Origin of the sequence: Psychrobacter sp. SHUES1 (genome assembly GCF_001652315.1) — a bacterium.
In the GTDB taxonomy this organism is placed as follows: Bacteria; Pseudomonadota; Gammaproteobacteria; order Pseudomonadales; family Moraxellaceae; genus Psychrobacter; species Psychrobacter faecalis.
The window spans coordinates 1-21,540 of the sequence record NZ_LXWA01000065.1; the positions used below are offsets into that span (position 1 = coordinate 1).

Annotated in this window: 21 protein-coding genes and 1 pseudogene; 8 read left to right on the top strand and 14 right to left on the bottom strand. The window is 43.5% G+C overall.

All coding sequences use genetic code 11. The annotated features are described in order from the left end of the window. From A7325_RS13750 to erpA, 9 genes and pseudogenes are all read right to left on the bottom strand, one after another. Positions 1-104: pseudogene (locus A7325_RS13750) on the bottom strand (IS982 family transposase); the annotation flags it as partial. Positions 105-350: 246 nt separating this feature from the next. Beyond that, positions 351-1,841, bottom strand: coding sequence for a UDP-N-acetylmuramate:L-alanyl-gamma-D-glutamyl-meso-diaminopimelate ligase (gene mpl, locus A7325_RS09140; protein WP_068407302.1), 1,491 nt, complete (start codon positions 1,839-1,841; stop codon positions 351-353). 196 nt (positions 1,842-2,037) lie between these two features. Then, positions 2,038-2,670 carry a copper resistance protein NlpE gene (locus A7325_RS09145; protein WP_068407361.1) on the bottom strand — a complete coding sequence of 211 codons (633 nt, stop codon included), beginning with the start codon at positions 2,668-2,670 and terminating at the stop codon, positions 2,038-2,040. Between the two features lie 421 nt (positions 2,671-3,091). Next, positions 3,092-3,604 (bottom strand): disulfide bond formation protein B, encoded by a 513-nt coding sequence (locus A7325_RS09150; RefSeq protein ID WP_068407305.1) that lies wholly within the window; start codon positions 3,602-3,604, stop codon positions 3,092-3,094. Between the two features lie 85 nt (positions 3,605-3,689). Then, positions 3,690-5,264, bottom strand: a complete 1,575-nt coding sequence (gshA, locus tag A7325_RS09155; RefSeq protein WP_082894365.1) for a glutamate--cysteine ligase — start codon at positions 5,262-5,264, stop codon at positions 3,690-3,692. Positions 5,265-5,559: 295 nt separating this feature from the next. Beyond that, positions 5,560-5,913, bottom strand: coding sequence for a roadblock/LC7 domain-containing protein (locus tag A7325_RS09160; protein WP_227514983.1), 354 nt, complete (start codon positions 5,911-5,913; stop codon positions 5,560-5,562). 5 nt (positions 5,914-5,918) lie between these two features. Beyond that, positions 5,919-6,422: an IS630 family transposase gene (locus tag A7325_RS13860; protein ID WP_068407314.1), complete on the bottom strand. Its 504-nt coding sequence runs from the start codon at positions 6,420-6,422 to the stop codon at positions 5,919-5,921. A 13-nt stretch (positions 6,423-6,435) separates the two neighbouring features. Further along, complete coding sequence (locus tag A7325_RS09170) at positions 6,436-6,756, bottom strand: IS630 transposase-related protein (protein ID WP_068407316.1); 321 nt, start codon at positions 6,754-6,756, stop codon at positions 6,436-6,438. A gap of 414 nt (positions 6,757-7,170) precedes the next feature. Then, positions 7,171-7,551, bottom strand: coding sequence for an iron-sulfur cluster insertion protein ErpA (gene erpA / locus A7325_RS09175; protein ID WP_068407319.1), 381 nt, complete (start codon positions 7,549-7,551; stop codon positions 7,171-7,173). 573 nt (positions 7,552-8,124) lie between these two features. Here erpA and A7325_RS09180 point away from each other — a divergent pair. Further along, the gene (locus A7325_RS09180; protein ID WP_068407324.1) at positions 8,125-10,191 is read left to right on the top strand and encodes an ATP-binding cassette domain-containing protein; all 2,067 of its coding nucleotides are present in this window, start codon (positions 8,125-8,127) and stop codon (positions 10,189-10,191) included. A 138-nt stretch (positions 10,192-10,329) separates the two neighbouring features. Here the strand turns inward: A7325_RS09180 and A7325_RS09185 are convergent, their stop codons facing one another. Further along, on the bottom strand, positions 10,330-10,692 hold the full coding sequence (locus A7325_RS09185; RefSeq protein ID WP_068407327.1) for a septal ring lytic transglycosylase RlpA family protein: 363 nt from the start codon (positions 10,690-10,692) through the stop codon (positions 10,330-10,332). Positions 10,693-11,153: 461 nt separating this feature from the next. Here A7325_RS09185 and A7325_RS09190 point away from each other — a divergent pair, with 461 nt between their 5' ends. Together A7325_RS09190 and A7325_RS09195 are read left to right on the top strand one after the other, a co-directional pair. Further along, positions 11,154-12,170: a DnaJ C-terminal domain-containing protein gene (locus A7325_RS09190; RefSeq protein ID WP_068407330.1), complete on the top strand. Its 1,017-nt coding sequence runs from the start codon at positions 11,154-11,156 to the stop codon at positions 12,168-12,170. A gap of 130 nt (positions 12,171-12,300) precedes the next feature. Further along, a complete protein-coding gene (locus A7325_RS09195) occupies positions 12,301-12,624 on the top strand; it encodes a chaperone modulator CbpM (protein ID WP_068407333.1) in 324 nt (107 codons plus the stop codon). A gap of 119 nt (positions 12,625-12,743) precedes the next feature. Here the strand turns inward: A7325_RS09195 and sstT are convergent, their stop codons facing one another. The 3 genes from sstT to A7325_RS09210 all read right to left on the bottom strand — a co-directional run bounded on the left by sstT (position 12,744) and on the right by A7325_RS09210 (position 16,334). Then, positions 12,744-13,946 (bottom strand): serine/threonine transporter SstT, encoded by a 1,203-nt coding sequence (gene sstT / locus A7325_RS09200; protein WP_068407337.1) that lies wholly within the window; start codon positions 13,944-13,946, stop codon positions 12,744-12,746. A gap of 196 nt (positions 13,947-14,142) precedes the next feature. Continuing rightward, positions 14,143-14,631, bottom strand: coding sequence for a DNA polymerase III subunit chi (locus A7325_RS09205; protein ID WP_068407340.1), 489 nt, complete (start codon positions 14,629-14,631; stop codon positions 14,143-14,145). 50 nt (positions 14,632-14,681) lie between these two features. Further along, positions 14,682-16,334, bottom strand: coding sequence for a leucyl aminopeptidase (locus tag A7325_RS09210; protein ID WP_068407343.1), 1,653 nt, complete (start codon positions 16,332-16,334; stop codon positions 14,682-14,684). 610 nt (positions 16,335-16,944) lie between these two features. Here A7325_RS09210 and A7325_RS09215 point away from each other — a divergent pair. Both A7325_RS09215 and lptG read left to right on the top strand, forming a co-directional pair. Continuing rightward, positions 16,945-18,234 (top strand): LPS export ABC transporter permease LptF, encoded by a 1,290-nt coding sequence (locus A7325_RS09215; RefSeq protein WP_068407346.1) that lies wholly within the window; start codon positions 16,945-16,947, stop codon positions 18,232-18,234. Next, entirely contained in the window at positions 18,234-19,475 is a 1,242-nt protein-coding gene (lptG, locus tag A7325_RS09220) for an LPS export ABC transporter permease LptG (RefSeq protein WP_068407349.1), read from the top strand. Before A7325_RS09215 ends, lptG begins: the two co-directional genes overlap by 1 nt. 129 nt (positions 19,476-19,604) lie before the next feature. Here lptG and A7325_RS09225 read toward each other — a convergent pair whose 3' ends face one another. Beyond that, positions 19,605-20,213: a class I SAM-dependent methyltransferase gene (locus tag A7325_RS09225; protein WP_068407352.1), complete on the bottom strand. Its 609-nt coding sequence runs from the start codon at positions 20,211-20,213 to the stop codon at positions 19,605-19,607. A gap of 171 nt (positions 20,214-20,384) precedes the next feature. Between A7325_RS09225 and A7325_RS09230 the strand changes: the two genes are divergently transcribed. From A7325_RS09230 to A7325_RS14280, 3 genes are all read left to right on the top strand, one after another. Then, positions 20,385-20,819: a PH domain-containing protein gene (locus A7325_RS09230; RefSeq protein WP_068407355.1), complete on the top strand. Its 435-nt coding sequence runs from the start codon at positions 20,385-20,387 to the stop codon at positions 20,817-20,819. Between the two features lie 162 nt (positions 20,820-20,981). Further along, on the top strand, positions 20,982-21,422 hold the full coding sequence (locus A7325_RS09235; protein WP_068407358.1) for a transposase family protein: 441 nt from the start codon (positions 20,982-20,984) through the stop codon (positions 21,420-21,422). After that, a partial coding sequence (locus A7325_RS14280; protein WP_413771796.1) for a hypothetical protein occupies positions 21,419-21,540 on the top strand: 122 nt, incomplete at its 3' end. The genes A7325_RS09235 and A7325_RS14280, both read left to right, overlap by 4 nt.

Consider the following 21,540-nt stretch of genomic DNA (forward strand, 5'->3'; position numbering starts at 1 on the left):
AGCTTTGGCGCGTAACCTGCACTTCGCAAGGGTTTGGTGACGACTATTTTGTAATATTGCTCTACCATTAAATAGATATTGATGATAAATTCGTCTATGGGCATCTCACAACTCCATTGTATTCTTGGTCGAAAACAATAGATTAGTGAGGTGCTCTTCTTTTTTCAATCACTTTCGAAGTTGAGAGTGGGGTATAATGTGTAAATTATTCAAATAATTATATGAACTTATAAACGTTAGAAAAGTCATCTATAGAACGGCAGGTAACCATAAAAAAAGCATAGCTCGTTTAACGAACTATGCTTTTAGAAATAATCAGGCTTTAATACGCTTGCTATATAAGTGGAGATTTATTTATTGCGCAGCGCGGTCAGTAGACGCTGGTGAATACCTTCAAAGCCGCCATTCGACATAATGACAATCGCATCGCCCGCTTGAGCGTTATTAATAATATGCCCAATAATCGCCTCGGTACTAGGCAATACTTGCTGGCTTGCGATATTGGGATTGTTAGCTTTGGCATTATCAATGACGTCTTTTAGACCCCATTCAAGTCCGGTTGGCTCATACCATAAAGTATGGTCGGCAAGGACGGCAGACTCAGCCAAGCTGTCTTGGTGAATACCCATTTTCATGGTGTTGCTGCGCGGCTCGATAATCGCCCAAATCCGTCTGTCTGCCAGTTTCTTTTTAGCGCCATCTAAGGTAGTGGTAATGGCGGTTGGATGATGGGCGAAATCATCAAATACCAAGATGTCGTTGACATCGCCAATCAGCTCCATACGACGTTTGATACCAGCAAAGGCGGATAATGCCGCGCACGCAGCTTTGATATCCACTCCAATGTTATAAGCGGCGGCAACCGCAACTAGCGCATTATTAACGTTATGAATGCCGCTCATCGACCAATCGACAATCGCGGTATGCTCATCGTTCCCTGCAAAGCTGACGCTAAATTGACCGCCATCAGCGCTGATAAGCTCGGCTTGCCAGTCGCTAGTGTGCTGTAAATTTTGCTCGTCTTTTTTATAATCAACTGACTGTTTATCAATAACGGCTGTCCGCCAAACTGGCGTCCAAACACCCTTTGCTAAAGTCTCTTCTAGACTGATGGTCGCCGCTGGCATGATGATTTTGCCGCTACTTGGAATCATACGCACCATATGGTGAAACTGGGTTTGGATAGCGTTTAGGTCAGCGAAAATATCGGCATGGTCAAATTCAAGATTGTTTAAAATAGCGGTACGCGGGCGATAATGGACGAACTTTGAGCGTTTATCAAAAAACGCTGAATCGTATTCATCGGCTTCAATAACGAAGTAGCCGATTTTTTCTCCACTGCCATCAGCGACTTTTTCAGCACCCAAGTAGCTGCTATGGGCAAAGACTTGTTGCAGGTGTTCATCGCTCGTATTAACCAAGGGCACGCCGCCAATCAAAAATCCTGTATCAATACCGGCATAATGTAATATCCACGCCAGCATGGTGGTCGTGGTGGTTTTACCATGCGTACCAGCCACAGCGATGACATGGCGCGATTGCAACACTTGCTCGGATAAGAACTGCGGCCCTGAGGTATAGCGCAGGCCGCTATCGAGCATATATTCGATGACATCCATGCCACGCTTCATAGCATTACCAACCACCACCAAATCAGGCGCTGGCTGCAAATGCTCGACCAAATAACCTTCGGCAATGGTCACGCCTGCATTTTCAAGTTGGGTGGACATCGGTGGATAAACATTGGCGTCTGAGCCTGTGACCGTATGCCCAAGGCTGCGCGCCAGTAACGCCAGCGAGCCCATAAAAGTACCACAAATACCAAGAATATGAATATGCATAGACGTTCCGTACACGCTTAAAAAAAGGAGATTGAGCTTGAATGTCAGCCAACAGGTAGTGGTGCAGCAGGCAGTTTAGTAGACAGCTCAATAATCAAAGCCTCATTGTAAAGTAAACACCATAAGATGACCAATAAAAAACGCCTAGTCAGTAGGCGTTGTGTGGACTCTCAATTTGGCTGAGGTAGGCAGTTATTTATTTACGAGAAAGGGTGTAGTCATCGTTAAGATTGGCATCAGCGTCCATCATAATCAAATGGTTGTCACTGATTTTATAGGTTTCGATGTTTTTTCTCTCATAAACGATGGTGATTTTATCGTCATCTTGGCGATAAACCCCTGATTCTAACAAAGGCGGAACGGTCGGCGCTGCATCATTAAAAACACTGGTTTTTAGCACAGAGCCATCAGCGAATAAATTTAAGGTAACCTTGATATTATCGCAAGAAGCACACGGTACCACACCGCCATAATCGCCCATCAAGGTGGCTTGTAAGCTGCTGTCGCTATTGGCGGCCGAAATCATCGGCGCGCGGCGACTGTTATCACTTGAGTTTGCCGCTGCTATCAGTGATTGGCCTTCTGCATTATCTGCCTCATCCACTGCATCGTCAGTCAGATTATTTTGAACATCAACATCCTGCAAGTCAGCAAGTGCGACACTATTGGTAGTCTGAGCACCTTGCGTCGTTGTGTTATTGGCAGTCGTAGAAGATGAGGCGCTATCACAGCTCGTGAGTAGCAAACAGAGCGGCAGCGCTAGCAAGGGGCGCGTACAGCGTCTCATAGCGGTAATTGCAGCGGAGGAATAGGGTAAGAGAGTAATCATAGCGTTACCAAAAAACATTTTTTAATAGTGGGTTTAAGCCTTGTCAGTAGGATAACTAATTAAAGTCTTGGTAAAAGTTAAAGAAATTGTGAGGGACAATCTTAGCGCCAACAGGCAGCGCTTGCGACCCTAACTTCGTTAAATTATGTGATAAACCTCATGGTTTTGATAGCAAAGCTCGCGCTGAGGTCTTGCAAACACTGGCTATATACATTTAAAGTGCAATTAAGACTACCGTTATTCCATTAGGGTAAATAAACACCTTGGATATATCAAAGTGTAAAAGTGACTAGAGCGTGTCGTTAATTAAACCCTATGGCTTTAACCGTGCTAAAAACGCCTGAAATATGAGCCAAAAAAATAACCGTCCATGCATTGTGCAGGACGGTTATTGGCTACTCATAAGGGTAGTAGAAGCAGGTTAGCGGGCAGGGCGCACGATACGCCATAAAATTAATACATGTACCAATATCAAAATGCTAAATAAAATCAAAGATTGCTCAGGGATACTCAAACCCATAAACGTCCACTCAATAGACGCGCATTCACCAGAGCCGGCAAATACTTCTTTTAATACTTGCTGCATCGGTAGGGTATCAAGCCAATAATCTAAGCCGGGCCCACAAGAAGGCACTTGGTCGGCGGGCAAATGCTGTAGCCATACGTGCCGACCGGCAACTGCTGCTGCCCAGCCAATCCCAGCCAAACTGCCAAGCCATAATAGTAAGCGGACGATTTTTGATTTTGGGTCAAATATAGCGGCAATCAAAGCAAAGCCGCCCATAACCATCAGACCGATGCGCTGAAAGATACATAGCGGACAAGGCGAAAATCCCATATAACGCTGTAAGAAAAATAGCGCAAAGCTCATACCGATCACGGCCATGATTACTAAAAATACTTGCAGATTACGGTAAGTGGTCAGCTGTCGCATGGGGCGAATACTCTTATAAAATGCTCATTGATATAGGATAAAACTAATAAAAAGTAGACTGTTAAAAGGTCAAATTAATCAACCATTAGCGGTACTGTTGTAAAAATTCCATAAAATCTTCGGTTTCGGCGGCTTCAAGCTCTGCCTGCTGCAAGATAGATTTTTCGGCAAGTACTTCATATTTGGCTTGGGTGTTTGGGCTCAACGTCTGCTGTAATATCGACTCACGATGCTGCTGCGCCAAAGTAAAGCCAAGCTGCCATAAGCTGCCCAAACGTTTACTATCCGAGTTCACTTGTGCTGAGATGGTTGATTCAGAATGTCCCGCTTTACCTTGCATCAAGGCAACCGCTGTCCGATATTCATTACCACCATAATGCGCGTCAAGCAGCTCTGCCAATGGCTGCATACGGCTTAAGTGCATAAGCATCCAGCTTTCTAGGGTTTGTTCATCGCCATTATTAATGATTTGCAAGTTTTCGCGGCGACCTTCGTTGACCACGCGTTCTAAATTAACCGCCAACGCCTCTTCTTCTGCTGGCAGCAGCTCTGGCGAATCACTCAGCAAGCAGTACAACGCCATCACTTCTAAAAAGCAGGCGCTAGATAAACGAATGCCAATATCGCTATAAGGGTCGAGGTCGATAGCACGAAACTCAACGTAAGCGATACCGCGACGCTCAAGCGCTTCGGTTGGGCTCTCGCCACTCATCGCGATTTGTTTGGGGCGAATCGGACTATAGTATTCATTTTCTATTTGTAGAATATGGTCATTGATTTGTATCGGATTGCCGTCGGCATCATCTAAGCCAAGTTTCTCAAAGCTTGCATGCGGGGTCTGAATCGCACGGCGCAGTCCTTTGATATACTCGGGCAAATTATTATAACGAATATCGAGATGTTCTTGCACGCTGTTGGTATAGCCAAGCTTGCCCATACGTAGGCTGGTCGCCGTCGGTCTATAGTAGGTTGAGTCATTGAGCAGCTCAAGGTCATGCTCGATACCTGACACAAAGCACGGACAAACGCTAGGGCTTGCCCCCAATAAATACAGTACCAAACTGGTCAGACGTTTAAAGTTACGAATCAATCCCAGATACTTGTCATTTTTAAATTCGGTTAGGGTCAAATCTTGCGCGTTTGGCGTTTGCGCTTGCCACGCGGCAAATAAATCATCGCCAAACGATAGGTTATAGTGCAAGCCGGCAATCGTCTGCATACGGCGACCATAACGGATACCAAGTCCACTACGATAGAGGGTTTTTAGCTTACCCGTATTAGAGCTGCCATAGTCTGCTAGCGGAATATCTTCATCTTTTGATGACAGCATACACGGCATTGACAATGGCCACATCAGCTCGCCTTCAGGCATACCTTGATAAACCAATAAATGCAATTGGCGCAACATGGTTAGCGTTTCTTTTGGAGAGGTTTTTGGGTCAGTGATAAGTTCGAGCAGACTTTCAGAGTAATCGGTGGTGATAAATGGATGGGTGAGCTTGGAGCCAAGCTTGGCTGGATGCGGAGTTTGCGCCAAGTAGCCATCAGGTTTAACCCGCAGCCCTTCTTTTTCGATACCGCGCAGCATGCCGCTTAAATGCTTGCTATCAAACCAGTTTGGAATTTTAAAATCGACAAAGCTGCTCGCAAAATTACTCATAATAGTCATCTGTTGTTATTAGTTATGGTCGGTCGCCACACAATCGCTGTGCAACCGAAAAAACGGGTTATAGAATCACGTCAGTTTAGCCCAAAGCCGCCCCAAAAACCACGTACAATTACAAATACAGTAAGCTTCACTGGCGCTCAAATAACGGTTGTTTGGTTTATAAAATTGGTTAAACAGCACAGCTATTAGTCAAATCTGCTGCTCTAAATCAAACAGCTATAAAGCAAAAAAACATCTACTTATCAGGTAGATGCTTTAGATAACTCATTACTTAATATAAACAGGCTTACGAAAACTCTAATTCCGTCTCAAAACCTTTTAGAATATGACGCGCCATTGCAAGGTTTGATTTTTGACGGTCAAGTACAAGGTATAAAAATAAGCTGTCATTACGTACCAATGGACGTAGCAAATGATACTGCTTGCTCAAAGTGATAAGAATGTCTTCGATGTTCTCATCTAAATTTAGCGCTGCTGCTACTTTGCGCTTAGAGCGTAGTACTTCGGTGTTGCCAGCCGCTGCTAGCTCAAGGTCGATGCCAGAGCCAAGCGTGGCCATTGCAAGACCAGATTCGCTGTCTACTAGCGCGGCGCCGATAAAGCCGTCGATGTCATTTAGTGCGTCAAGTGATATAGTCAAAGAACTTATAAATCGCCACACAGCCATAAGAAATAAAAGAACAGTGTGTCAACACAATCTAGCCGCCATTCCTTACGTTTTTGTTTGACCCAAGCCCACATTTGCTCGATAGGATTCAAATCAGGACTGTAAGGTGGCAGCCATAAAATAGTGTGCCCTGCATCTTCTATAAGTTCAGTTGTGTCTTTGCGCTTATGGAAGGTTGCATTATCCATAACGATTACACTGTCTTTCGGTAAGCTTGGTAGCAGCAGTTGTTCAACCCAGCTATGAAATACATCACTATTGACACTGCGATCATAAAGTCCAACAGCGAACAGCTGATTATTGTAAATAGCACCTATCGCATTGGTTTGGTTTTTAAGCTGCCAGTTGTATTGTCCAAAGCATTTTTTACCTCTATTAGAGTAACCGTAAGGCCTGTTTTCATGAGACTTAAAGCCACTTTCATCAAGATAGATAATAGGCTTATCATCAAACTCAAATTGCGCTAACTTTTCAAGAAATATTAAACGTTTTTTATCATCTGCTTTTGGATGAGTTAAGCTCTTTTTTTTGAGTGATGCTGATTCGTTTTAATGCAATGCCTATCGCTCTTTGAGTACAATTAAAACGCCGAGCTCGTTCGTGCTGATAGTCATCAGGATAAGCCTCTACATCCGCTCTCAGTAATGCATCGTCTATTTTAGTTGGGGTAAACTGACGTTTTTTACGCTCAGGAAATTTTTTCCAACGCTGAATAGTGTTGGTGCTAATTTGATATTCCTCGGCAAGTTGTCGAATGCTATAGCCTTCTGCAAGCTTATTGAGGATCAGTTGTCGGTAGTCTTTTGAGTATGCCATATTATATACTGTAGCGGATTTTTGTTTCTTTTACTATAACTTCGCCATGAGGGGGTGCCTTCATAATTTGGGGTAGGAGTAGGATTTTTTTAGTGATTATTCTTTATGAGCAAAATCCTTTAATCAACAATCTTCTAACAACAATCTTTTAATAAAAGGCTCGCAAGCATAAGCTTTACAAACAGGTTAAGCGCTCACTCATACAACAGATTGATTAGACTAGCTACTCAGAAGAAGGCGGTATTTAAGCACATCCCCATAAAAAAACAATCGTAAACCGATTAAAGCCACCTTTTACCAGATTATCGGTCAAAAACGACTTTTTCAGTTTACGATTGTATACTTAAATTATCCCAACAATACTATATTGCTTGACTAGGTTACTTCTATAACGAAACTATTATCTCGACTTATTTAAAGAGAAAACGATGAACCACAGCCGCAAGTCGTAGTGGCATTTGGATTGGTGACAATAAAGCGCGCGCCTTCTAAACCCTCGGTATAGTCGACGGTCGAGCCTTGCAAATACTGATAGCTTAGCGAATCGACGACTAAGGTCACATCATCATTATCAAAATTGGCATCATCTTCATTGAGCTCATTGGCAAAGTTAAAGCCATAAGAGAAACCTGAACAGCCGCCGCCCGTCACATAGACACGCAGCATAAGATTGCTGTCACCTTCCTCTTCACGTAGGCGACGTACTTTTTTTGCCGCGCTGTCGGTCAAGTTTAAGGCGGTTGGGTCGACTGGTTGACTTGTGCTTGGATTAAATTGATTGGCTGATTCGTTCATATCTACCTCAGTTGCTAAAATCAAATGATTTGTTTTTTATTTCTGCGAGGTCGTCTATTTATACTGGATAGGGCGACTGATAAGTAGCGGCTGATAACGCCTAGGCTACGGTAAAATTTTTTATATTTGTTAAGGCATTTAGCAATGTAACATTTTAGCAATGTAACTTAGTATTGAAACATTATTGTGGCATGGCAATTTGGTGAATAGCAATACGGCCGCTACTTAACTTTAAACGCTCAATTTCGAACACCTAACTGCATGATGTCAATAGTATTTTACTAGTATAACATAATTGGGGTGCTGATTGATTTGTCAAGGGTGACAGTAGCGTTTGCAACTATATAGTAGTTTTACATGCCAAATAGCGGTTTTAAATGCCAAAACTTGTAATCGTTCGCATGCCATTATGATCGCAAGTGGTTTTTAGCCGTATAAAGGTTTGAATTTAAAATAGTTATTTAATCGTTTGCCTATGCGCCAAGCGTTTGAAATAATAGCCGCCTGTAAACATGCCAGACGTGTGTTTTTATTGCCTTAAGTTTTATATTATTGTTGAGATGAAGAAATTATATGATCGAATTTAAAGACGTTGGCGTTCGCCGTGATGGTCGTGAGTTGTTTGCAGGGGCAAGCTTTCAGCTCCATCCGGGCCATAAAGTTGGCTTGACGGGCAATAACGGCACCGGTAAATCCACCTTGTTTGCCTTATTATTGACGCAAATGGGCACCGGCGATACCGAAGTGACGCTTGATAAGGGTGAGGTGAGCATTCCTGATAGCTGGCAGGTGGCGCACATGGCGCAGGAAGTCGGGGCGAGCACGCAGACGGCGATAGATTATGTGCTAAGCGGTGATGAGCAGTGGTATGAGATTAATGCGGCGTTAAATGATTTAAGCAGTGTCAGTGACGATCAGATTGGCGTATTGCATCAGCAGTTTGATGAAATTGACGGCTATCGTACGCCGACCAAAGCGGCCCAAATCATGGCAGGTCTTGGTTTTAAGACCAGTCAGCATGAATTGCCCGTTGAAGGGTTCTCGGGTGGTTGGCGTATGCGTTTAAACCTTGCCAAAACCTTGATGAGCCGCGCCGATTTAATGCTCCTTGATGAGCCAACCAACCATTTGGATTTGGACGCCATTCTTTGGCTTGAGACCTGGATTAATGCTTATACCGGTTTGGTGATTGTTATCTCGCACGACCAAGCGTTTTTGGACGCCACCGTCGGTCATATCTTGCACGTCGAACAACAAAAAATCACCCTTTATACAGGTAATTATCAGCAGTTTATCCGTACCCGTCACGAGCGTATGGCGCAGCAGCAGCAAGCGTTTGAAAAGCAACAAGCAACCAAAGCCCATTTGGATGACTTTATTCGTCGTTTCCGTGCCAAGGCCAGTAAAGCCAAACAGGCGCAAAGCCGTATTAAGCAGCTTGAGCGCATGGCGGAGCTGTCGCCGATGATGGCAGACAATCCGTTCTCGTTCCGCTTTTATGAGCCGGCCAATATGAGCTCGCCGCTGATAGAAATGAGCAATGCTGATATCGGCTATAGCGAGACGCCGCTTTTGCATAATGCCAACGTCCAAGTAACGCCCGACACCCGCCTTGGTTTATTGGGGATGAATGGCGCGGGTAAATCGACCTTGATTAAAGCCTTGGTTGGTGAAATTGGTATTTTATCAGGCAGCTATCGCGTCTCTGACACCTTAAAGCTTGGCTATTTTAATCAGCACCAAATGGATACTTTAGACGCCGCAGCGACACCGATGCAAATGCTGCGCCGCCTAGCAGGTAAAACCTCTGATGCCGAACTACGCTCGTTCCTTGGTAGTTTTGACTTTCGCGGCGACCGTATCGATACCCCAAGTGAGCTGTTTTCTGGTGGCGAGCGCGCGCGTTTGACTTTGGCATTAATCGTTTGGCAGCGTCCAAACGTGCTGGTTCTCGATGAGCCAACCAACCATTTAGACTTACAAATGCGTCAGGCTTTGACCATTGCCTTGCAAGGGTTTAAAGGGGCAGTGGTGCTGGTATCGCATGACCGTGAGCTGATTGCCAACGTCTGCGACGAGCTGTTTTTAGTGCATGACGGCCAAATCGACGAGTTCGATGGCGATATCAGTGACTACGGTAAATGGCTAGCAGAAAAACGCAAACAAGAAAATGCCTCGGACAAAAATACCGGTAAGAAAAAGAACAAAAAAGACAATAAGAAATCCGTTTCACGTGAAACAGATACAGGTTCGGCAAACAGTCAAATGACCAAACCATCAGTCAGCCAATCAGATCAAATAAACAGTAAAGCGTCAACTGCACCTGTAAATAATAAAGCCGCTCAGCCTTTGATTAGCAAAGAAGAGCAGCGCAAATTGGCTGCTGAGCAGCGTAAGCTCACCGCACCGATACGCCGTGAGATTGAAAACACAGAAAAAGCTTTGGCTAAAATTGATGAAAAATTGGCCAGTTTAGAAACCAAGCTTGCCGATACTGAGCTGTACGAAGAAAGCCGCAAGGCTGATTTATTGCTATTGTTAGATGAGCAGACTGCGCTACAACAGCAGCATAGTGATAATGAAGAAAAGTTGTTGCTAGCGATGACAAATTTAGAAGAAATGGAAGCGCGTTTCCAATAAAAAGTTGTCACGGCAAGGTGACAGCGTGATTATTTAAGCGCTTAATATAGTGGCTATATATAGTCACTATATATAGCCACTATAAAAACTCGTCGATATAAAAAAAGGGAGAGCCTAAGCTCTCCCTTTTTTATGCCATTATTCCATCCGGTATTTACCATCTCCATAAGACAGTATTTTAATAGTAGTTGTGCAAAGTTCACAGTTTATTTGACCAGCAGCGGCTTTCGATAAATCCAAAATACGACCTTTAATATAAGGTCCTCTATCAGTAATTTTTACGATTACGCTCTGCTTTGTCTTTTTGTTGGTCACTTGTACCTTCGTACCAAACGGCAGCGTTTTATGCGCGGCGGTGAGGGAGTTCATATTGAAGATACTGCCACTTGCGGTACGTTTGCCGTGGAACTTACTACCATAATAACTGGTGTTGCCGGCAAAAACAGTCGTACTTAACAGTAGCGATAAAGTGATGACTAAAGACTTGATTAAATAAGACATTTAATACCTATTTCTTGTTGATGAGATAGACAGATACTCTTGCCTATGTTACCCATACTCCCTGCGAGTACAAATAATAAAGGCATTTTACAAGAAAGAGCTTGTTATACCCTTACAGGTATGTAAAAGAACTACTAAGGTCAAAAGGGCGCTGTTACGCCTGCAAATCTATGATTCTCCACTGCTCAATCCTATTAACCACTCTTTAATTTTGTTAACAATATCTCCATTATTACTTATAAATATAGCCTTTATACTTAAGGTAACTATCTATTTGTCTAACAGTTTGGGTTGGTGTTGTTGGCCGTTTATTATTGTTATGATGATACGTAGATGACAATAACAATGATAACGACCAGACGTTATATGCGTTATATCGCTCTCATACAAACCGGTCCATCGTTTCGTTTACATTGGCATAGCAGTCTTATTCACAGGCTTTTATATTGAGGAAAATTAACATGGCAGAAAAAAATTACTATGACATTTTGGGCGTCAAAAAAGATGCCAGCGATGCTGAGATTAAAAAGAAATATCGTAAGCTGGTACGCCAATATCACCCTGACGTCAGTGATGATCCAGACGCTGATAATAAAATCGCGGAGATCAACAATGCTTATGAAACCCTTAGGGATAAAGATAAGCGTGCAGAATATGATGCCATGCTAGACAATCCTTTTGCTGGTGCAGGCGGCGCTGGTGGCTTTGGCGGTTTTGGTGGCCAATCGGCTGGTGGTCAAGGCGGTTTTCGCTGGGAAGACATCAATGATCAGTTTGGTGAAGGTCAAGCTTATGGTGGTGGCGGTTTTCGCTTCGATGATATCTTTTCAGCCTTTGGTCGCGGTGCGCGTGGACAAACTGGTGGCCGCTCACAAAGCAGCGGCTTTGAGCAGTTTGGCGGCGGTTTTGGCGCGCAAGACAGTCAAGGTCAAGACCAACATGCGGAGATTACCGTGGATTTGGCCTCGGTCTATAGCGGTGATGACTATAGCATCAAGTTAAATGTGCCCGTTCGTCAGGCGAATGGTAGGGTCGATTATGAAAATAAAACCCTTAAAATCAAAATTCCTAAAGGTATCACCGATGGCAAGCAAATCCGCTTAGCAGGACAAGGGGCTGCTGGTATCGGCGGTGGTAAAAACGGCGATTTATTTTTAAAGGTTAAAATCAGTCACGCTGGTAATATCCGTATTGAAGGCGCCGATGTTTATCAAACCGTTAATATTGCGCCTTGGGAAGCGGCGCTCGGTGAAAAAATTACCGTTAATACCCCAGCTGGCTCGCTTGGGGTGACGATTCCTAAAAACAGCAAATCAGGTAGCAATTTACGCCTAAAAGGTAAAGGTATTCCTGCGAAGCAAGCGGGCAATCTATATTTAACCTTAAATATCGTCAATCCTGATGTCAGCAGCGAGGCGGCTATAAAAGCGTATGAACAGCTTAAAGAAGCGTTTGCTGATACCAGTATCAGCCGTTAACGACGGGTATTAACAGCTATTATTAACGATTGGTGCTATCAGTTTTTAACTGTGATGAATCATGAATAATCGCCTTGTAATAGAGATAAAGACCATACGATAAAATAAAGCGCAAACGAGGATAATCATTATGAAACACTCGCCTGAATTTACCGACATTATCTTGAGCCTAGATGAGCTCGTATCTGCCTGTGGGCAAGAGCGCCAATGGGTCATCGAATTGCTTGAAGAAAATATTATCGAATATGATGTACCAGAGCGTCAGCAGTTTACTGGCTATCAGTTGACGACCGTGCGCCGTGCCTCGCGCCTCAGCCGTGACTTTGAAGCCAGCGTACCAGCGATTGGTTTAATACTGGAGTTACTAGATGAGGTTGAGCAGCTGCGTCAATTTAAGCGCCAGCTTGATATGCAGATGCCAGTGATTGAAGTAGACGTCGAGCATTTAAAATAATAGCCAATGTCTTATTATTATCCATAAAAAAGGGTCTCTAAATGAGACCCTTTATACTATTAAAAATACCGCTTTAAAAATGACGGTTTTTCAATAAAACTAACGTCAATAACTAATAACTAACGCGCATATTTTGGATCAGCGGCAGCAGTAAATAAGACGTCTGTTGATGAGTTTAGCGCAGTTTCAGCGGAATCTTGTACCACCCCGATGATAAAGCCAATTGCCACCACTTGCATGGCGATATCGTTTGGAATACTAAATAAGCTTGCTGCCAATGGAATTAAAAGTAGCGAACCACCAGCCACACCAGAAGCGCCGCAAGCACTAATCGTTGCGACCAAACTTAGTAGTAGCGCTGAGGCAAAGCTTACTTCGATACCAAGTGTATGCGCTGCTGCTAGGGTTAAGACGTTAATGGTAATCGCCGCACCGGCCATATTGATGGTCGCACCTAGCGGAATGGTGACTGAATAAGTGTCTTCGTGTAGACCTAATTTACGTGCAAGGTTCATATTAACCGGAATGTTAGCGGCTGATGAACGGGTAAAAAACGCGGTAATCCCTGATTCACGCAGGCAAGTAAACACCAGTGGGAAAGGGTTTTTACCCGTCTTAACTAAGACGATAATAGGGTTGACCACTAGCGCAATAAACAACATACAACCGACCAGTACCATCAAGATGCGCGCATAACCTGCTAGGGCGGCAAAGCCTGTCTCAGCGACGGTATTGGCAACCAAGCCTAAAATACCAAATGGCGCTAGCGCAATGACCCATTTGACCACTTGCGAGATGGCATCAGAAAAATCACTGACCACCGCCCGCGCGGTATCGCTGGCTTGACGTAGGGCAAAACCAATGATGATTGCCCACGCTAAAATACCAATATAATTGGCATCAGCGATGGCCTGCACAGGGTTGGCAACCAAATTCATCAGCAGGTTGGTGAGTACTTCTTGCAGGTTAGCAGGGGGTACTTGCTCAATGTTGGCATTGACCAATATTAGCTCGGTTGGGAATAAGAAGCTTGCGCCAACGGCGGTCAGTGCTGCCAAAAAAGTGCCGAACATATACATAATCAACACCGGTTTGACATACACCTCATTGCCACTGCGATGTTGGCTAATCGCTGCCATGACCAAAATAAAGACCAATATCGGCGCGACTGCTTTTAGGGCGCCGACAAATAGCGTCCCTAATAGGCCCAGCGCAACACCGATATTTGGCGCCAGCCAGCCAATCAAAACGCCTAATATTAAACCGATAATAATAAGCGGCACCAGCCCTATACGCTGGTACATCGCAATCAATGAACGCATCTATACACCCTCGACTTTGTCAATAAATATAAAATTTATAATAGAACGGAAAAGTAATCGAAGGATGGTAGCATTTTTTTAAGATAAACGCCTACCTTTAACCCATGCCTACCTAGGCACATAAGGTCAAGTAAAAGTGCACAATGTGAAAAAATAGAAGTGTTTTTTAAGACAAAAAATAGATAAGGTTTGTCGATTAAACCTTAAAATGGGTCAGCTCGTAGCCCAATTGTTGATAGGCTTTGTATTTATGCCGACCTTCTTGCGTACTCTCAGGGTCAGGTTTTATCAGCTCAAGCACCCGAGTAGGCTGGGCATTATTGGTCGCTGCCATAAAACGATTGACAGGATGGATGGTGGTATTTAGGACAATACCTTTAAAATCCGCTGGCATATAACTGCTAAGTAAAACAGGGGCTAATGCCTCATTATTATCTTGCACAGGTTTACTAGCATCTTTAGGCTCAGAAATAGTAGCGTGCAAAAGTCGCTGATGCGGTATAAAGCTTGCGCCATCATATGACCATAGCGCTTCATCAAGCGTCGATAGCAATTCATCATCTTTATCAATGAGAATCAAGAGCGGTTGGCTGCTTTTGTTCAGCGCGGTTTGGGTCAATTGACAAATAAAGCCCAAGATATCTTGGGCTTTACTCTCACTTAAAATATAAAAACTGATGTTCATAAATTCATTTTCATAAATTGGTATTTTACCAATAGATTATTAATAACAGATTAGGCATTGTTTGCGCTGTTTTTGAGGTATTGCATAAATAGCGGAACAGGGCGACCAGTTGCTGCTTTGTCTTGACCAGAATTCCATGCCGTACCAGCGATATCCAAATGCGCCCATGCTTGACCTTCTTCAACGAAGCGAGATAAGAAACAAGCGGCTGTGATAGCCCCGCCACCTTTACCACCGATGTTTTGCATATCAGCGATAGGCGAGTCAAGCTGTGTTTGATACTCATCATCTAACGGCATATGCCAGATTAAATCGCCCGATAAATGACTGGCGTTTTCTAGTTCAAATAACACGTCTTCGTCATTACTAAATACCGCTGAGCGCACGTGACCTAAGGCAACCACACAAGCGCCGGTCAACGTTGCCACATCAATAATGGCTTTTGGATTATAGCGCTGTACATAGCATAACGTATCGGCCAACACCAAACGACCTTCGGCATCGGTATTTAAGATTTCAACCGACTTGCCATTCATGGCTTTGACGATATCACCAGGGCGCGTGGCATCACCTGATGGCATGTTTTCCGCACAAGCAAGCGCACCAACGACATTAATTGGTAGACGCGCTTCACATAAAGCTTTAATCGTACCGAGTACTGAGGCTGAACCGCCCATATCAAATTTCATCTCATCCATCGCCGCACCGGGTTTGATTGAGATACCGCCTGAATCAAAGGTCACGCCTTTACCGACTAAGACGATAGGCGCATCATCATTGACAGTTTTTGCATCGCTGTTTTTGTCAGATTTTTTACTAGCAGCTTTGGTCGGTAATTTATCTGCCAAGGCTTTTAGACCGCCTGTTACTTTTGCACCGCTATTAGCGATTTTGCTAGCGCTGGCTTTAGCGCTAAAGTTAGATTTACCGCGGTACTCTAACAATACCAATTTACCTTCTTTGGCTGAACCTTGGGCAACCGCTAAGAAGCAGTTCATACCCAGCGCTGACATCTCATCTTCACCCAAGACGGTGACTTTTAATAAGTCAGGATAAGCTTTGGCAAGCGCTTCGGCTTGTTCGGCCATGTAAGCTGGGAAGCAGATATTGCCCGGCTCATTGGCGACATCACGGGTCAAGCTTTGACCAGCGAATACCGCTTGAGCAAAGTCTAATGCCGCTTGCAAAGACTGGTCGGCAAGTAAATAGATGTCGGTTAAAACAGGCGTGTTTTGCTCAGATTTATATTTGTCAAAACGGTAGCTTGCTGCGAGTAAATTCAAAGCAAACTGGCTGAAATGATTTTCTTCTAGCGCATCACCTAAAGCAACGGTGATAGAGTCAACACGTTTTTGCGTGCTTTGATAAATGGTATTAGCGATTTTCTGCAAGCCGCTATGACTAAGCTTATCAATATTACCCACACCGACGAGTAACAGCTGTACTGGATTTTCTTTAGCCGTTTTTTTATCACCAGCCAAGGCATAATCAGCGACGGTTTCGCAGGCTTTACCATTAAAATGTGATACTTCCATCAATTGCTTAATACGGCTTTGATAATCGCTTAATGTGGCTTCAGCTAAGATATTTTTCTTATCATCGATGAGTACCACAAGACAGGCGGCATCTTTACTTTTGGCTTCTTTTTTAAGTATTTTTTGTGTATGGGTTTTTGGCAGGGTTTGCGTTAATTTAATATTCATATAATTATCCTTATTAGAGTTATGAAATGCATATTTTATTAATGTATTCGTGCTTTTTAAAATAATACTTTTTAAACGCCGTTGCTTATGCAGCTAGCACAATAGTGTAGCATATTGCGAGGCGAGTGCGCAGCGAGCGCGGCGTCGCTATCAATATAGCAATCCTATATTTTTTGAATCGACTGCCTATTTATTTGTTCTGTTTAAAGTATTTATACTAATTAAATTTGGCAGAAACAGTAGTTTAGCAACAAAACCTAAAAAAGCGCGCTCAGGGATACCAAGGACAAACAAACTTTGCTAAATAGTATAAAGCAAACATACGGCGTAAATAGTTAATAGATTCACGCTTAGATTAAGGTATTCTTATAAATTATATACGCTGTAGGCTTTGTTAGTTTTAGCTATTATGAACCAAACAATCAAGGCTTATAGCAAGATGCATACAATGTTTTCCAACACATTTCACAGCCATTTTTGAGCAAAATATGCTAGGATTAGCGGTTATCTTTATCGCTACTATTTATAACGTAGCGCCAGTCAAACTGCGCTAAATTGTGCGCATACCAACCTTTTTTAAAGAGTGCCTATTGTGATATTACGCCGCTATATGACTCAACAAGTTGCCTCAACGACCGCTTTGGTGTTGGGGTTTTTAGTGGTGATGATGCTCGGCGGCCGCTTAATCCGTTACTTTGGCATTGCCGCAGAAGGCAATCTGGACATCAGCTTATTATTTACCATCATTGGTTATAATTTACCCTACTTTTTAGAGCTTATCCTACCGTTGGCATTTTTTATCGCGCTCATGCTAGTATTCGGGCGCTTGTATGTTGACCAAGAAATGGCGGTGATTAATGCCAGCGGCGTGTCGCGCGGTAAGCTTGGACGTTTGATGACGCCATTGATATTGGCATTATTTGTTGGAGAGGCGGCCTTATCTATTGTTGGAAAACCGTGGGGCGTACGCTCATCGGAAAGTGTTTGGCAGCAACAGGCATTGACCAGCGCTTTTGATTTGATTCGCCCCAATCAGTTTATCAGTAGTGGCAATTATCATTTGTACGTCGGCAGCTTGAGTGATGATAAAAAGCAATTGCAAGATGTGATATTGATACAATCTGAGCCTAAGCCTAAAGGCAATGCAGCAAAAAACGCGGCCGCTGATGTAAATAATAATATCGACCCAGAAACTGCTGAGCAGCTCAATATTCCAGAGCTACCAAAAGCCCTTATAGGCAAGAATAGTATCAGTAAAGATACCATTACCCTTGCCAAACGCGCTCAGCAAGTAGATACCGGCAGTAGCGGCGTCACCCAATTGGACTTATTCCAAGGTCGCCGCTATGAAGTCGGCGCGGGCAGTTTAAAATACAATCAAGTGGGCTTTGATCGCTACCGTATCACCTTGACCGAATCCTCTAAAGAAGTCATCACCGAAGCCAATATCGAAACCCAAGCGATTGGTCCATTATGGCAAGCCGCAACAGGCAGTACAGCAGTGAATAGCGAAAAAGCATTACGAGCGGCACAAGGGGAGCTTGGCTATCGTCTTGCTTTGCCTTGGCTGATGATTATTGCACCGATGCTGGCCGTGCCACTGGCGCAAGTACGTCCGCGTCAAGGTCGCTGGCTGCGCTTGTTCCCATCGATTTTATTATTTGTCAGCTGTGCGCTGGGTATTATTTCCCTCAAAAATGCGGTGAGTAAAGGCAGTGTTAGCGTTTGGGCGTATGCATGGTTGGTATTAGGCTTTATGGCATTGGCGCTCTATATGAATTGGGGCAGCCGCGTCCAACATCGTTTGCGCTTTCGCAAACCAGATGAGCTGTTAACCGTTAGCGAGCATCAAGGCAATATTGACCAAAAAAGCAATGGCTCACAAGGAGGACAATCCTAATGAGCGCTTTATTCTCTAAATCATCATCGTCTAATTCATCAAAGCCAAATTCGCCAAAAGCCAAACTGAAATTTGCGCCTAAACCAACCAATCTAAAAGTGCTGAGCCGTTACGTTAAACTAAACGCTTTGCTTGCCATCATCGGCGCGGTTATAGGCTTGTGGGCATTGCAGCTGGTATTTTCTTATTTGTCTGAGCTAGATTCGTTAGATGATAACTATACGATGGGCGAGGCGATTAAATATATCTTTTATCGCTCGCCTTACTTTTTAGAGCAATTTATCCCAACGGGCGCGTTACTTGGCGCCGTGGTCGGTTTGGGTTTATTGGCCAATAAAAGCGAGCTGGTCGTCATGCGCGCTGCTGGCGTCAGTGTTTATCGTATCGTCGGCTGGGTGTTGCAGCCTGCCTTGATTTTTGTGCTATTGGCATTGGTGATTAATCAGTTTGTCCTACCGCATTCGAATCAGTTGGCGCAAGAGATTAACGATGAAGATAACAGCTCGCTTGTCACCTCGGTACGCGGTTATTGGACGGTACAGCCACGCTTTGAGAGTGCAAAAGACGGCAGTGCCAAGCCAGATGGCAGCGATATTTTATATATCGATTATGCCGATGTGCAAGGCAATATCGGCGAAGTTAAACGTTGGCATTTGGATAATAATGGCAATCTGCAATCTGCTATTCATGCTGAGGGCGGCAAATATATCGGCCGCGAACCGATAGATACCGATAGCAGCAAGCCGAGCGAGCAATACCGTTACGAGTGGCAGCTGAATAATATGACCAAGCTGATGATTGGTCAGGGCTTTGAGAGTAGCCAAGCTATCGCACCGTCAGATACCTTGAGTTTGCCTTTTGCCCCTGAGTCGGTGTATTTACTCACTCGTAAGGCCGAAGATTTATCATTGACCCAGTTATATGAGCATCGCCAATTTATGCGCCAGCAAGGCACGCGCTCGTTAAGTCATGAGCTGGCCTTTTGGCAAAAGCTGCTGTCACCATTATCGATTTTATCGCTGGTAATTGTCGCTTGCTCATTCGTTTTTGGCTCACTACGTACGCATAGCTTGGGCTTACGCATCGTGGTGGCATTGCTATTTGGCTTGCTGTTTAGTTATGTGCAAGACTTGGTTGGCTTTGTTTCGCTCGCGACTGGATTCTCGCCATTATTAATGGTGTTATTACCGATTATCGCCAGTGCGATATTGGGTGGTTATTTGTTGAAGCGGCAAATGTAACCTTAAAAATGTAATTGTAAAAATATAACTTTAAAAATATAGTTCTAAAAATTTAGCCATAAAAAATCCCGCTAAGACATCATCTTGTTAGCGGGATTTTTGTTTGCTCAGTTTTTAAGTTGCTTAAGCTTAGTCTTTGGTCGCCATGGTAATGGTATAAGTTTTACCTTGTTTAACCTTTTCGCTATTACCAAACACTTCGGTAAATGAGCGCTTCATAAATTGACGCAAGCCATTAATCGTCACCACATAAAAACGCCCACCTTGACGCATGCGCGCATAGGCATCAAGGAAGTATAAATAATGCTGCTCTTTACCTACTTTGGCTGGCAAGTTCGACATCACAAGGCTAAAGTCTTTGTCTTTTGCCACATGATTAAAGCCGTTAGACAAATGCACATCAACATTTTTCAGACCGTTTTTCTCGCAATTACGGCGCGCATATTCTACCGCCATAAAATCTTTATCAATCAAGGTATGCAGTCCATTCGGACATTCACGCGCCGCCGTCATACCAAGCACGCCATAGCCACAGCCCAAATCTATCGAATCATCATCCGCTTGAAAATCCACATAATCAAGCAGCATCAAACTGCCATCATCGAGCTTTTGCGGCGAGAATATACCCCATGTGGTCGCAAAATCAAACGGCTTGCCCAGCACATCTTGGCGAAAGTTGATATCTTCACGCCAGTGTTCGGCGCTTTTTAACAGGTCAGCAGGGGGTCTATGGCTCATGGGATTCTCGGATTATTTAATAAATAGAAGGTTAATATACTATGGCAGGTATTGTAACGAGAAAAGGGCAGGTTTGCAGCTAGGGATTCATTTAAAATTTATCTTAGTTAAAGATAAGATTGATTATTATTGCTAGACTTAAATCCGCTTTAGCTAACTATAGAGTATTTTATGACAGACATTGTATTTACATCTAAAATTGATTTCTGGATTGGATTTACGCTCTTGGGAGGTAGCTTTATGATGATTGGCATTCCATTTTGGCAATGGAAGAAAAGTGAAAACGGCTCGTTAGCTAAAGCTATTTTTTTGGCATTTATTTTCTTACCTTTTATAGTATTAATGCTTATGCCGTTTTTTGGTACGAAATATACGTTATCAGACGGTCATCTTCTTATAAATAATGGTTTTTCTACGCAGCGTATTGAGCTTACAGACATTACTTATATTGCTCCAACCCGAAATATGGTTTCTGCACCAGCTCTGTCGTTAGATAGACTTGAGGTAGACTATAAAAATAAAAAGGTATTAATATCGCCAAAAGACAAACGATTATTTTACCAAGAAATAAAAGCGCGTAACCCTAGTATAGTGATAGCAAAATAAGGTAAGCATTTTGGTTTATCTAGGCGGATGATACTGGGTGTCCAACTTATTTTATCTTGTTCTTGACGGATCACTATCCTCAAAAGTCTAAAGACAATAGACCTCTTGCAAAAGTAGCAAAGGGAATTAAAATAAGAAGACGCTCATAACTTTTTAGGAACCATGCCAAACATAGATAAGCTACTCAAACAAAGTGACGCTGGTTTTAAACGCTACACTGGCATTCATAAAGCCACCTTTTATGACATGCTTGAGGCCATGCAAGAGCATGAAGCATCTAAAACCAAATCAGGCAGACCAAGCGTGCTCAGTCTTAAGGAGCAGATACTACTAGCCCTGACTTATTGGCGTGAATACCGCACGCTTTATCATATCAGTATGGACTTTGGTATTCATGAGTCTTCTGCTAGTCGTATCATCCGTAAAGTAGAAGACATCCTGATTGACTCTGGCAAGTTTGAATTGCCCAAAAAGCTCCCTAGTCGCGTCGATGAGGACATCAATTGGAGCGTCGTCATTGTTGATGCGACCGAAACCCCAATTGAGCGTCCAAAAAAAACCAAAGCGACTACTATAGCGGTAAGAAAAAACAACACACCTTGAAAGCGCAGGTTATCGTTCATTGGCAAACAGGGTTGATACTTGATGTGCAAACCTGCAAAGGGTCAATCCACGATTTTAAGCTCTATAAAGATACTTGTCCTGATTGGCTTCCTGACAA

Excerpts from the sequence above, each read along its gene's own strand:
- A7325_RS09195 (WP_068407333.1), top strand. The coding sequence starts at position 12,301 with ATGAAACACTCGCCTGAATTTACCGACATTATCTTGAGCCTAGATGAG.
- A7325_RS09205 (WP_068407340.1), bottom strand. The coding sequence starts at position 14,631 with ATGAACATCAGTTTTTATATTTTAAGTGAGAGTAAAGCCCAAGATATC.
- A7325_RS09210 (WP_068407343.1), bottom strand. The coding sequence starts at position 16,334 with ATGAATATTAAATTAACGCAAACCCTGCCAAAAACCCATACACAAAAA.
- A7325_RS09150 (WP_068407305.1), bottom strand. The coding sequence starts at position 3,604 with ATGCGACAGCTGACCACTTACCGTAATCTGCAAGTATTTTTAGTAATC.
- erpA (WP_068407319.1), bottom strand. The coding sequence starts at position 7,551 with ATGAACGAATCAGCCAATCAATTTAATCCAAGCACAAGTCAACCAGTC.
- A7325_RS09190 (WP_068407330.1), top strand. The coding sequence starts at position 11,154 with ATGGCAGAAAAAAATTACTATGACATTTTGGGCGTCAAAAAAGATGCC.
- lptG (WP_068407349.1), top strand. The coding sequence starts at position 18,234 with ATGAGCGCTTTATTCTCTAAATCATCATCGTCTAATTCATCAAAGCCA.
- A7325_RS09225 (WP_068407352.1), bottom strand. The coding sequence starts at position 20,213 with ATGAGCCATAGACCCCCTGCTGACCTGTTAAAAAGCGCCGAACACTGG.
- sstT (WP_068407337.1), bottom strand. The coding sequence starts at position 13,946 with ATGCGTTCATTGATTGCGATGTACCAGCGTATAGGGCTGGTGCCGCTT.
- A7325_RS09185 (WP_068407327.1), bottom strand. The coding sequence starts at position 10,692 with ATGTCTTATTTAATCAAGTCTTTAGTCATCACTTTATCGCTACTGTTA.
- A7325_RS09180 (WP_068407324.1), top strand. The coding sequence starts at position 8,125 with ATGATCGAATTTAAAGACGTTGGCGTTCGCCGTGATGGTCGTGAGTTG.
- A7325_RS09170 (WP_068407316.1), bottom strand. The coding sequence starts at position 6,756 with ATGGCATACTCAAAAGACTACCGACAACTGATCCTCAATAAGCTTGCA.
- A7325_RS09215 (WP_068407346.1), top strand. The coding sequence starts at position 16,945 with ATGACTCAACAAGTTGCCTCAACGACCGCTTTGGTGTTGGGGTTTTTA.
- A7325_RS09230 (WP_068407355.1), top strand. The coding sequence starts at position 20,385 with ATGACAGACATTGTATTTACATCTAAAATTGATTTCTGGATTGGATTT.
- gshA (WP_082894365.1), bottom strand. The coding sequence starts at position 5,264 with ATGAGTAATTTTGCGAGCAGCTTTGTCGATTTTAAAATTCCAAACTGG.
- mpl (WP_068407302.1), bottom strand. The coding sequence starts at position 1,841 with ATGCATATTCATATTCTTGGTATTTGTGGTACTTTTATGGGCTCGCTG.
- A7325_RS09235 (WP_068407358.1), top strand. The coding sequence starts at position 20,982 with ATGCCAAACATAGATAAGCTACTCAAACAAAGTGACGCTGGTTTTAAA.
- A7325_RS09145 (WP_068407361.1), bottom strand. The coding sequence starts at position 2,670 with ATGATTACTCTCTTACCCTATTCCTCCGCTGCAATTACCGCTATGAGA.